The organism is Micromonospora sp. NPDC049645 (assembly GCF_040675155.1).
Classification (GTDB): domain Bacteria; phylum Actinomycetota; class Actinomycetes; order Mycobacteriales; family Micromonosporaceae; genus Micromonospora.
This window is the reverse complement of sequence record NZ_JBFAOI010000025.1, coordinates 26,226-38,640: the sequence shown is the minus strand read 5'-3', so window position 1 is coordinate 38,640 and position 12,415 is coordinate 26,226. Positions and strand designations below refer to the sequence as shown.

The window sequence follows — 12,415 nt, the reverse complement described above, 5'->3', positions numbered from 1 at the left end:
TGCCCCGGAAATGCGTCGCCACCTGCGTCACATGGTTGATCGCCGCGTTGCGCAACGCGCTACCGGACATGCCCTGCGCCCAACCCGGCTGCTGCTGGTGCCACAGCAAGGCATGACCGCGCACGCTCATCCCGTTGGCCTGCGCGTGACTGACCAGACGATCACCACCGCCGTAGTTGAACTGCCCCTGCTGCGGCTCGGTGGCGTCCCACTTCATCTCGTTCTCGGCCACGACACTGTTGAACTCGCGGTTCAAAATCGTCGTGTAAACGCTTGTGGAGAGCTTGCCCGTCGCGACGGCGGCGCCGAAGTAGCGGCCCTTCTCGGCCGCCGACGCCCGGAGGGTGGTGCCGGCGCTGGCCGTGGAGGTCAGCGCCATCGTCATTCCGGCGGCGAGCACGCCGGTGACTGCGATGGTCACCGCCGCTCGCCAGGCTCTTCTGTGATTCATGCGGAATCCTTGTCTGTGGTGGTGCGGCGATGGAGGCGCAGCGCCCGAATCTGCTCCTGCGACATCGGAGACGACAGCAGCGGTCGCCGTCGCGGCAGCAGTGCGGGGAGTCCTGACACGACGCCCGGCATGCCCTGGGCGGACGTCGCGCTCCGAGGGGCCACAGCAGATTCGCCCGGTGAACCACAGGTGCGGCCGCCCTCAGACATCGACTGTGAGCGATAACACGGCGTTCGTCAAGACGTAACGGACCGCTCGCCCGAACACACCGGACGGGGGCGCGGCCGGAGCCGTACGCGGACGGCTCCGGCCGCCCACCTCACTGGAACGAGGCGTCGTCGACGAGGAGGCTGTCGGTGCCCTCCGCCGTCTCGACATAGAAGGCAGCGCCGGTCAGCGTGCCGTTCCAGGACACGGACGTGGTGCCGGTGAGCAGCGTCCAGCCGTTGACGTTCACCCCCGCGGCGGGGGTCAGCTGCTGGTAGCTCGTCGTGCCGTTGACGGTCAGCGACAGGGTCGCCTTCGCCGACGGGGTGCCGCTCTGTGCGCGTACCCAGACGTTTGTGGTGTAGCTCTTACCGTTGGTGAGCTTCGACGTCACGTCCTGGCTGGGCCCGTTCCACGCGCCGGTCCGGCCGGTGATCGACAACGACCCGCTGCCACCGTGCGCGACGGTCGTGTTCCTGGTGAGTGTTCCGCTGCCGTGTACGCCCCAACCCGTCGTACCGTTCTCCACGTCGCCGTTGGTGAGCAGGTTGGCACTGCCGCCGGCGCCGCCGAACTGCCACCAGTTGATGTTGAGCAGGTTGCCGCTGCCGCCGGCGAAGCGTAGGTAGAGATCGTGGGTGCCGGTCGCGCCGCTCACCCCGCAGGTGGTGGTGCTCCAGGTCTGCCATCCACCGGTGCCACCCACCGTGCAGGTGCCCACGGTCGGGCCGGTGGCGCTGTCCAGACGGACCTCGATCCGCCCGCCGCTGGTGGCCGACGCGACCCGGGCGCTGAACGACGTCGCGCCCGCGCCGAACGCGACGCCCTTGACCTTGAGGTAGTCGCCGTTCTCGATCCAGCCGACGTTCATTCCGCCCTCGCTGGACACCTCGGTCTCGATCCCCGAACCCCACGCGATCGTCTCGGCCTCCTGCCGCACGTACGGGTTCAACGTGCCCACCTGCGGCGCACCCGTGGTGGTCATGTTGATCGTCGGGATCGTGCCGTTGGAGTTGTAGCTGAACTTCTCCACCGCCACCGAACGGGTGTAACCACCACCACCGGGCAACGCCCCGTTGTGGTAGAAGAAATACGACCCACCCTGGAAATCGACGACCCCCGCGTGATTGGTGAAGCTACCGCCCTGGCGCGGCATGATCGTCCCTCGGTACGTCCACGGCCCGGTCGGCCCCGGCGCAGTGGAATACGCGATGAACTCCGAACAGCACTCCGCGGCGAACACGTTGTAGTACAAACCGTTGCGCTTGAACACCCACGGCCCCTCCTCATACAGGGTCGGGCGACTCGCGTTTCCGTTCCGGGTGCCGAACCCCGCCGTGGTGAGCTGGATGCGGGTCGCGCTGCCGGAGTACGAGATCATGTCCTGGTTCAACCGCACGTACCACAGACCCGGGTTTCCCCAGTACAGGTACGCCTGACCGTCGTCGTCGACGAAGACCGTCGGGTCGATCTCGTTGTTGCCGACGAGTGGTCGGCCGAGCGCGTCGCGGAACGGCCCGGTGGGGCTGTCCGCCACCCCGACGCCGATGACCATCTGCCCGTTCGAGCGCTGGCGTACCGGCACGTACCAGTAGAACTTGCCGTTGCGCGCGACGACCTGGCCGGCCCACGCGTTGGCGTCGGCCCAGGCGAAGGTCGCCAGGCTCATCGGCGAGCCGTGGTCGGTCCAGTTCACCATGTCCGCGGACGACCACACCCGCCATTCCCTCATCGTGAAGTACGTGGAGCCGTCCTCGTCGTGGCCGGTGTAGAGATACACCCGGCCGTTGTGGATTAGCGGCGCCGGATCGGCGGTGTAGATGTGCTGGACGATGGGATTGTCGGCCCGGGCCGTGCCCGGGATCAGCGCGAGGACGCAGGCGAGGCTCGCCAGCCAGGCGACCCCGCGCCTGAACCGGCGGGTGGTCCGGGTGGTGGTTCGATCTTTGACCTTCACGTGTGCTCCCACAGAGAGTGCGCGGTGCGTGACGTCTGACCTGGTGAGCCACCGCCGCCGGGGCTGGCGATCGTGCGGGCCTTCCCGCGCACGATGAACCGCACGGCCGGCAGCCGTGTTAGCGCTAACAGCAATTTGTCGAGTACCACTCCCCTCAACTGACCTGGTTTTTCGCATGGCGTGGGATGACCGTCGTAACCACATCGCAGCATTGATGTATTGACGTGGACATCCAAGATTTACGATGCACCGTACTGAGTGACCGGGCGGGCGTCAACGAAACCGCACAGCCTCTCCACCCATCGGCATCCGTCACACACGGTCACAATTTGCCGTCGAAGGTCCGGCGAATGTCCGTTTCGGACCACAGCCGCGGTCGGGCGAGCGCCCCGGCGGGCCGGGGCGCCGCCGCGATGACCCAGCGGGACACCTCGGGGGTTGCGAGCGTGTTAACGAGCAACTATGTTAGCGATCACATTGATGCGCCGCGATAGGCGCCAGGGGTGGGCACCCGGCGCCCACGGCGACCGTGTCCCACCATCCACACCACACGCGTCGTCGGCCCCTTGCCGCCGACGACCCCACCGCCATCGATGGCGGCCCGACGTACCCGGCCACCTGGAGGTTCCCCATGTCACCGCTGCCCCTCAGCCGCCGCCACCTGCTTCAGGCCGCCGGTGCCACCGCGCTGCTCTCCGCGACCGGCGCCGCCGTCACCCCCGGCAGCGCCTCCGCGGCCATCGTGCCGCCGGCCCGGCCCGACATCGGCGTCTCGGCGTACCCCTTCGACCCCGGTCAGGTACGCCTGACCGCCGGTCGATGGATGGACAACCAGACCCGGACGCTCAACTACCTGCGGTTCGTCGACGTCGACCGGATGCTCTACAACTTCCGCGCCAACCACCGGCTGTCCACCAACGGCGCCGCCACCAACGGGGGTTGGGACGCGCCGAACTTCCCGTTCCGCACGCACATGCAGGGACACCTCCTGACCGCCTGGGCGTACGCGTACGCCGTGCTGGGTGACACCACCTGCCGGGACAAGGCGAACTACATGGTGGCCGAGTTGGCCAAGTGCCAGGCCAACAACTCCGCCGCCGGGTTCGGCGCGGGCTACCTGTCCGGCTTCCCCGAGTCCGACTTCACCGCCCTGGAGGCACGGACGCTGTCCAACGGCAACGTGCCCTACTACTGCATCCACAAGACCCTCGCGGGGCTGCTCGACGTCTGGCGTTACACCGGGAACACCCAGGCCCGTACGGTCCTGCTGGCCCTCGCCGGCTGGGTAGACACCCGGACGAGCCGACTGAGCTCCAGCCAGATGCAGTCGATGCTGGGCACCGAGTTCGGTGGGATGAACGACGTGCTCACCGACATCTACCAGCAGACCGGTGACTCCCGCTGGCTCACCACCGCCCAACGTTTCGACCACGCCGCCGTGTTCAACCCGCTGGCCGCCAACTCCGACCAGCTCAACGGGCTGCACGCCAACACCCAGGTGCCCAAGTGGATCGGCGCGGCCCGTGAGTACAAGGCCACCGGGACCACCCGTTACCGGGACATCGCCAGCAACGCCTGGAACATCACCGTCGGCGCGCACACCTACGTCATCGGCGGCAACAGCCAGGCCGAGCACTTCCGGGCCCCGAACGCGATCGCCGGGTATCTCAGCAACGACACCTGCGAGCAGTGCAACACCTACAACATGCTCAAACTGACCCGGGAGTTGTGGCTGCTCGACCCGAACCGGACCGACTACTTCGACTTCTACGAGCGAGCGCTGATCAACCACCTGATCGGTGGGCAGAACCCGGCCGACAGCCACGGCCACATCACCTACTTCACCCCGTTGCGGCCGGGCGGGCGTCGAGGTGTGGGCCCGGCCTGGGGCGGCGGCACCTGGAGCACCGACTACAACTCGTTCTGGTGCTGCCAGGGCACCGGCCTGGAGATCAACACGAGGTTGATGGAGTCCGTCTACTTCTACAACGGGACCACGCTGACCGTGAACCTGTTCACGCCGTCGGTGCTGACCTGGTCGCAGCGGGGCATCACGGTCACCCAGAGCACCAGCTACCCGGTCAGCGACACGAGCACCCTGACCCTGTCCGGGTCGATGAGCGGCTCGTGGAGCATCCGGGTTCGGATCCCGGCCTGGACCAGCGGTGCGACGATCGCCGTCAACGGCACGGTGCAGAACGTCGCCACCACACCGGGCAGCTACGCCACGGTCACCCGCACCTGGGCCGCCGGCGACACCATCACCGTACGACTGCCGATGCAGCTCGTCACGCGCGCCGCCAACGACAACAGCTCGGTGGCCGCCGTCACGTACGGCCCCACGGTGCTGGCCGGCAACTACGGCAACACCACGCTGAGCACGCTGCCGGCGCTCACCGTCTCGTCGATCACGCGGACCAGCACCAGCTCACTCGCGTTCACCGCCAGCGCCAACGGGTCCACGGTGAACCTCGCTCCCTTCTACGACGCGCACGGCTACAACTACACCGTCTACTGGAGCACCAGCGGTGGCGGCAACACCGGTGGCAGCTACCGCCTGGTCAACGTCGGCACCGGCCTGGTCCTCGGCATCCAGAACATGTCCACCGCCGACGGTGGGCTGGCCGTGCAGTGGGGCGACACCGGCACCGCGGACCACAACTGGGTGCTGGTGACCGACGGCAACGCGGTCCGGTTCCGCAACGTCAACAGCGGCAAGGTGCTCGGGGTGGAGAACATGTCCACCGCCGACAACGCCCGGGTCCTGCAGTGGGCCGACAACGGCACCGCCGACCACCGCTGGATCCTGGTGGACAACGGTGACGGGACCTACAAGATCCGCAACGTCAACAGCAACAAGCTGCTCGGAATCCTGAACGGGTCCACCGCCTACGGTGCGCAGGCCGTACAGGACCCGGACAACGGCAGCGCCGACAACCGGTGGCGGCTGGTCCGCAACGCCTGACCTCCGGCCCACGGGCCACCGGCGCGGTCACCCGAAGGCCGCGCCGGTGACGCCCGGCGGACACCCGGCGGCGGTCGTACAGTGGGGAGGGTCCTGGCCCCAGTGAACCTGGCGGACGTGTCGGCTCGTGCCGCCCTCCGCCCGGAAGGAGCACAGTGAACCGCCCCCTCCGCACCGCGCTCGTCGGCGCGTTGACCGCCGCCCTGCTGACCACCGTCGCCGTCGCGCCCGCGCAGGCGCACCCCGCCGGGCGACCGCCGACCGTCCTCGCCCTCCCCGACGGATTCCAGCCCGAGGGCATCGCCACCGCCGGTCGGTACGCCTACTTCGGCTCCCGGGCCACCGGCGCCATCCAGCGCGTCGACCTGATCACCGGCCGGGGCACCACGATCGGCGCGGCCACCGGCACCCCGTCGCTCGGCCTCAAGGTCGACCCACGCGGCCGGCTCTTCGTCTCCGGCGGCACGGCTGGCGACGCCCGGGTGCTCGACACCCGCACCGGCGAGGTGCTGGCCCGCTACCAGTTCGCCACCGCCCCCACGTTCGTCAACGACGTCGTCCTGACCCGTGACGCCGCGTACTTCACCGACTCGAACCGGCCGGTGCTCTACCGGCTGCCGCTGGGACGCGGTGGCGCGTTGCCGCCCGCCGACGCCTTCGACACGATCACGCTGACCGGCGCGTACCAGCAGGTCGGCACCGGCGTGAACCTCAACGGCATCACCACCACGCCGGACGGCCGGGCGCTGATCGTCGTCCAGTCCAGCACCGGCACGTTGTACCGGGTCGACCCGGCGACCGGCGGGAGCACCGTCGTGGACGTGCCCGGCCACACCTTCGCCAACGGCGACGGGCTGCTGCTGCTCGGCCGCACCCTCTACGTCGTGCAGAACCGCCTCAACCAGATCGCGGTGGTCCAGCTCAACCACGCCGGCACCGCCGGCGCGCTCACCGACACCATCACCGACCCGAACTTCGACGTGCCCACCACCGTCGCGAAGGCGCTGGGCCGGCTCTACCTGCCCAACGCCCGCTTCACCACCCCACCCACCCCGACCACGGCGTACACGGCCGTCGCGGTCCGCGCCCGCTGACCGCTGCGAGGGGGTACGCGCCGCGCGGGTGCCCCCTCGCCCCCGCCGTCCGGGCGACGATCGGGCGTTGGGCCGCCAGTAGGATCACTGGCACCTCGGCGACAACGTTCGCCTCGTGCATCCGGAGTCCCTGTGGCCGCCGCCCGTTCGTACCGACTGCTGCGCCGCACACTGGCGATCGGCTGCCTGCTGGCCGCCGGCGCGCTACCGGCGACACCGACGGTGACCGCCCCCACCGAGGGCGCGGGCACCACCACGCTGCGGATGCTCCAGATGAACCTCTGCAACAGTGGCCGGGCCGGTTGCTACACCGGCCGAGCGATGGCCAGGGCCGTCGAGGTGATCAGCATCGAGGCCCCTGACCTGGTCACCCTCAACGAGATCTGCGCGGACGACCTTCCCGTGCTGCGCGGCGCCTTCGCGACCGTCCACCCTGGCCGACGCGTCGTGGCCGCGTTCCAGGCCGCCGGTGACCGCCCGAGCGGCAACGACACCCGCTGCCGCAACGGCGAACGGTTCGGCGTCGGGGTGCTGACCCAGGCACCGACCTCGGGCAGCCCGCACACCGTGTACCGCGGCATCCACCCGACCCAGGACCTCGCCGACCCCGAGGAACGCGCCTGGCTCTGCGTCGACGTCGACGAAGCCCTGCTCGCCTGCACCACGCACCTGTCCGCCACCGGCGACCGGGTCGCGCTCACCCAGTGCGACCAGCTGCTCGACACGATCCTGCCGACGATCAGCCGTACCGCGGGCGACCGGCCCGTCGTGCTCGGCGGGGACCTCAACCTGCTCGCCGGCCACGACCCCGACGTACGCTCCTGTACGCCGCCGGGCCACCAACGGATCGGCGACGGCCGACTGCAGCACGTCATGGCGACCACCGGCATCACGCTCTGCTGTCGCCGACTGGTGCCCATGCACGGGGTGACCGACCACGCCGGCCTGCTGACCACCCTCACCGTCGACCGGGGCCGACCGCCGACCTGAGCCGCGCCCCCCGGAATGACGCCGGCCGGCCGCACCGGTTCAGCGGGGCGGCGTGTCCCGACGGGACGGGAACGGGGTGCCCGGCTGGCCGAGGGTGGAGCGGGCGCGCAACCCGACCGGGTCGGGCGCGGCGGTGGGCGGCGCCGCCGCCGATTCGGATTCCCTCCGACCAGCCAGGTACGCGGTGGCGGCCCGGTCGTCGTCGGTCGGGGCGGCGAGCAGGGCGTAGAGCAGACCGACCACCCCGAAGATCACCGCCAGCACGATCGGCACCAGCAGCGTGCTCACTCCGGCGCCGGTGATCTCACCGCCACGGTCGTGGCGGTGCACCGACAGGGCGCTCATGCCGGTGAAGTGCATCCCGTTGACGGCGACACCCATCACCAGCGCGGAGGCGAAGATCGCCAGCCCCCGCCGGACGGTCATCGCGAGCCACAGCGCGACGGTGGACGCCACCACGGCGATGACCACCGAGAGCACGACCCGGACCCTGTCGTAGTCGAGGCTGCCGTTGAGTCGCATGGCGGCCATCCCGGTGTAGTGCATGGCGGCCACACCGGCACCGGTGAAGACACCGCCGGCGATCAGTCGCACCGGGTTCAGCCGGCCGGTACCCACGATGGCCAGGCCGATACCGACCGCCACCACGGCGATGGCCGTGCTGGCCGCGGTCAGCGGAACGTCGTAGCGGATCCGGGTGTTCTCCACGGCGAAGCCGAGCATGGCCATGAAGTGCATCGCCCAGATGGCGGTGCCGCCCAGCGCCCAGGCCGACAGCAGACCCCACCAGGCCCGCTGGCCGCTGGTCTTGGCCGTCCGGATACGCCCGGCACAGATCAGCCCGAGGATCGACCCGAGCACGGACAGCGCGTAGCTCAGCGTGGGTGTGATCCATCCGTACTCAAAGTGATTTATTTCCGCCACGGCGGCTTTCTCCCCATTCGTTACCGGCGCGTCAACAAGACGCTTCGGCAATGATCAGGGGTGCCGTGATCAGGCGCAACAGTGCCCCCAGGGCGCACCGAGGGGTGCGGTTGCGGTAACCGTGCGCTGCGTCGATTCGACGACAATAATCACCGTTCGTAATTGTCAGGCCGACGTGTGGTACGCGAGAACGCCCCGATTGACGGCCGCGATCGCCTGGCGGGCGGTGGAGCGCAGCTCCGGTGTGGCACCGCCGGAGTCGGCAATCTGACCGAGCAGGTCGACGACCTGCCGGGCCCACCGCACGAAGTCGCCGGCGGGCATCTCACCGTCGATCTCGTGACCGCTACCGAGCACCTTGGCCAGCGCCTCACCCCGGGCCCACCGGTAGACGGGCCAGGCGAAGCCGAGATCCGGCTCCCGGGTCGCGGTCAACCCCCGCGCCGCCTCGTCGGCCTCGATCTCCCCCCACAACTTCAGCGTCTCGTCCACCGCGTCGGCCACCGGACCGCGCGGCAGCGACGCCCGCTCGTCGACGTCACGACGCGCCTCGAACACCACCACGGACACCGCGGCGGCCAACTCGGCCGGGGACAGCCCGTTCCACACCCCCCGGCGCAGGCACTCGGCGACCAGCAGGTCCGCCTCGGTCCAGATCCGGCCGAGCATCCGACCGGCATCGGTCACCGCGCCATCCCGACCGAGGTAGCCGCGCTCGGTCAGCAGAGCGACGATCCGGTCGAACGTGCGGGCGAGCGAACCGGTGCGCCCGCTGACCCGCTCCCGCAACTCCTCCGTGTCCCGCTCCAACCGCCGACGCCGCTCCGCCCAGCGGGCGTGCTCCTCCCGCTCCGGGCAGGCGTGGCAGGGGTGGTGGCGCAGCTCGGTGCGGAGCTGGGTGATCCGGTGGTCCTCGCCGGTCACCTGCCGGGAGCGGCCTCCGCGTCGGCCGCCGTGCCGGTCCAGGCCGGTGCCGCTGACCTCGGCCGCGAGATCCCGTCGGGCGGCCGGCGACCGGTGGTTGAAGTGCTTGGGCACCCGGATCCGGGCCAACACCTCTGCCGGGGTGGTGAAGTCACCGGGGCTGACCCGTCCGGCCCAGCGGTCCTGGGTGAGCACCAACGGTCGGGGCTCACCGAACCCGCCGGTCGCCGGGTCCAACACGACGGCCAGACCGGCCCGCCGGCCCGACGGCACCCGGATCACGTCGCCGACCCGCAGCCGCTCCAACGAGGCCACCGCGGCGGCCTTGCGTTGGGTCTGCCCCTGCCGCGCGATCGCCTTCTCCCGGTCGGCGATCGCCACCCGCAACGCGAAGTACTCGTCGAAGTCACCGTGGTGGCAGGCGGCCTCCGCGCCGTACGCCTCGATGGTTTCGGTGTTGCGCTGCACCTGCCGGGCCAGGCCGACCACCGACCGGTCCGCCTGGAACTGGGCGAACGAGGACTCCAGCAGCGCCCGGGCCGGCTCCGCGCCGACCGTGCCGACCAGGTTCACGGCCATGTTGTACGACGGTCGGAAGCTGGAACGCAGCGGGTAGGTGCGGGTGGACGCCAGCCCGGCCACGTGCCGTGGGTCGGTCTCCGGGGACCACACCACGACGGCGTGCCCCTCCACGTCGATGCCCCGGCGGCCGGCGCGCCCGGTGAGCTGCGTGTACTCCCCCGGAGTCAGGTCGACGTGCGCCTCGCCGTTGTACTTGACCAACCGTTCCAGGACCACGCAGCGGGCCGGCATGTTGATGCCCAGCGCCAGGGTCTCGGTGGCGAAGACCGCCTTCACCAGGCCCCGCACGAACAGCTCCTCGACGACCTCCTTGAACACCGGCAGCATGCCGGCGTGGTGGGCGGCCAGGCCGCGCTCCAGACCGTCGAGCCACTCCCAGTAGCCCAGGACCGACAGGTCCTCACCGGGGATGGCGGTGACCCGGGACTCGACCACCCGGCGGATCTCCGCCCGTTCCTCGGGCGAGGTGAGCCGCAGCCCGGCGGCGAGACACTGCTGCACCGCGGCGGCGCAGCCGGCCCGGCTGAAGATGAACAGGATCGCCGGCAGCAGACCCTCCCGGTCCAGCCGGTCGACGATGTCCGGGCGCAGCGGGCCCCGCCAGCGCGGGCCACGCCGCCCGGCGCCCGGCCCCGCGCCGCGTCCCTCGCCCAACTCCAGCCGCCGCGCGGTCTCCCGGGTGTAGCGCAGCAACTCCGGGTGCACGTCATGCTTACGGGCGGCGTCGGCGTCGTGGAACAGGTCGAACATCCGCTTGCCGACAAGCATGTGCTGCCACAACGGCACCGGCCGGTGCTCGCTGACCACCACGGCGGTCTCGCCGCGCACGGTGACCAGCCAGTCGGCGAACTCCTCGGCGTTGGAGACGGTCGCCGACAACGAGATCAGGGTCACCGACGCCGGCAGGTGGATGATCACCTCTTCCCACACCCCACCGCGGAACCGGTCGGCCAGGTAGTGCACCTCGTCCATCACCACGTACGCGAGGCCCTGCAGGGTGCTGGAGCCCGCGTAGAGCATGTTGCGCAGCACCTCGGTGGTCATCACCACCACCGGGGCGTCGCCGTTGATCGCGTTGTCGCCGGTCAGCAGGCCGACCTGCTCGGCACCGTACCGGGCGACCAGGTCGTGGTACTTCTGATTGGACAACGCCTTGATCGGCGTGGTGTAGAAGCACTTGCGCCGGGTCGGCGGCGCCACCGGGTCGTCGGCTGCCACCGGGTCACCGGGCCGCCCCCGCAACGCCAGGTGGACGGCGAACTCCCCGACCACCGTCTTACCGGCGCCGGTGGGAGCGCAGACCAGCACACCGCTGCCCCGCTCCAGCGACTGACACGCCTCCCGCTGGAAGTCGTCGAGGTCGAACCCCAGCTCAAGGGCGAACTCGTCCAACGCCGGAAACTGTGCGGCTTGTGCGGCCTGGCGGCGCGCCGCTGCGTACCGCTCGGCGGGGCTCGACATGGCTCCAAGATTAGTGCGTGCCGGGACACGTCACCCCACAAGGCCGTCCCGAGCCGCCGTCCGGGGCGGTCGGTAGGGTGCACGGCGTGCCGGACCACGCCGAACCGTCCCAGACCAGTCCGCCGGGCAGCGCCGAGGCGCCCGCGGCCCGCCGGGCGTCCCGACGCCCTGTCAAGGCGGTGCTCTTCGACTTCCACGGCACCCTGGCCCAGGTGGAGGATCCCCGACAGTGGGTGCTGAAGGCCGCGGCGGCGTGCGGGGTCACCCTGGACCCGGTCCGCGCCACCTCGCTGGCCGACCGCCTGCTCACCGCCGGACGCGCCGGCGGGCCGCTGCCGGCGCGGGTGCCACCTCGACTGGCCGAGCTGTGGGCCGACCGGGACCTCTACCAGCACGCCCACCGGGGCGCGTACACCGGACTGGCCGAGACCGTCGACGCCGGCATCGACGGGTTCGCCGACGCGCTCTACGAACGGTTGCTGACCGCCGAGGGCTGGCTCCCGTACGCCGACACCACCCCCACCCTGACCGCGCTGCGCGACGCCGGGGTGCCGGTGGCGGTGGTCAGCAACATCGGCTTCGACCTGCGGCCGCACTTCGACGCCTGGGGCCTGACCGACCTGGTCGGCGCGTTCGTGCTCTCCTACGAGGTGGGGCGCTGCAAACCCGACCCGGCGATCTTCTGGCGGGCCTGCGGCATGCTGGGCGTCGATCCGGAGCAGACCCTGATGGTCGGAGACACACCGGCGGACGCGGGCGCCGTGGCCGCCGGCTGCTCGGTGCTGGTGCTCCCGGCAGCCGAGCCGGGCCGGGAGAACGGGTTGGGCGCGGTGCTCGACCTCGCCCTGCCGGCCTGACCG

The 12,415-nt window shown here is 70.5% G+C and carries 8 protein-coding genes; 4 read left to right on the top strand and 4 right to left on the bottom strand.

Annotation, left to right across the window (positions count from 1 at the left end):
- Positions 1 to 385, bottom strand: a 385-nt coding sequence (locus tag AB0J33_RS30005; RefSeq protein WP_363618308.1) for an endo-1,4-beta-xylanase, incomplete at its 3' end; no start/stop codon positions are given.
- A 385-nt stretch (positions 386 to 770) separates the two neighbouring features.
- The gene (locus AB0J33_RS30000) at positions 771 to 2,552 is read right to left on the bottom strand and encodes a family 43 glycosylhydrolase (protein WP_363618306.1); all 1,782 of its coding nucleotides are present in this window, start codon (positions 2,550 to 2,552) and stop codon (positions 771 to 773) included.
- A gap of 694 nt (positions 2,553 to 3,246) precedes the next feature.
- Here AB0J33_RS30000 and AB0J33_RS29995 point away from each other — a divergent pair.
- The 3 genes from AB0J33_RS29995 to AB0J33_RS29985 all read left to right on the top strand — a co-directional run bounded on the left by AB0J33_RS29995 (position 3,247) and on the right by AB0J33_RS29985 (position 7,664).
- A complete protein-coding gene (locus AB0J33_RS29995; protein WP_363618298.1) occupies positions 3,247 to 5,580 on the top strand; it encodes a beta-L-arabinofuranosidase domain-containing protein in 2,334 nt (777 codons plus the stop codon).
- 155 nt (positions 5,581 to 5,735) lie between these two features.
- Positions 5,736 to 6,674, top strand: coding sequence for a superoxide dismutase (locus tag AB0J33_RS29990; RefSeq protein WP_363618296.1), 939 nt, complete (start codon positions 5,736 to 5,738; stop codon positions 6,672 to 6,674).
- 132 nt (positions 6,675 to 6,806) lie between these two features.
- Positions 6,807 to 7,664 carry an endonuclease/exonuclease/phosphatase family protein gene (locus AB0J33_RS29985; protein WP_363618294.1) on the top strand — a complete coding sequence of 286 codons (858 nt, stop codon included), beginning with the start codon at positions 6,807 to 6,809 and terminating at the stop codon, positions 7,662 to 7,664.
- Positions 7,665 to 7,703: 39 nt separating this feature from the next.
- Here AB0J33_RS29985 and AB0J33_RS29980 read toward each other — a convergent pair whose 3' ends face one another.
- A complete protein-coding gene (locus tag AB0J33_RS29980) occupies positions 7,704 to 8,588 on the bottom strand; it encodes an MHYT domain-containing protein (RefSeq protein WP_363618292.1) in 885 nt (294 codons plus the stop codon).
- A 165-nt stretch (positions 8,589 to 8,753) separates the two neighbouring features.
- Positions 8,754 to 11,555, bottom strand: coding sequence for a DEAD/DEAH box helicase (locus AB0J33_RS29975; protein WP_363618290.1), 2,802 nt, complete (start codon positions 11,553 to 11,555; stop codon positions 8,754 to 8,756).
- 86 nt (positions 11,556 to 11,641) lie between these two features.
- Here AB0J33_RS29975 and AB0J33_RS29970 point away from each other — a divergent pair, with 86 nt between their 5' ends.
- On the top strand, positions 11,642 to 12,412 hold the full coding sequence (locus AB0J33_RS29970; protein ID WP_363618288.1) for an HAD-IA family hydrolase: 771 nt from the start codon (positions 11,642 to 11,644) through the stop codon (positions 12,410 to 12,412).
- The last annotated feature ends 3 nt before the right edge of the window (positions 12,413 to 12,415 follow it).

Coding starts and splice junctions, on each gene's coding strand:
- AB0J33_RS29995 (WP_363618298.1), top strand. CDS start 3,247: ATGTCACCGCTGCCCCTCAGCCGCCGCCACCTGCTTCAGGCCGCCGGT.
- AB0J33_RS29975 (WP_363618290.1), bottom strand. CDS start 11,555: ATGTCGAGCCCCGCCGAGCGGTACGCAGCGGCGCGCCGCCAGGCCGCA.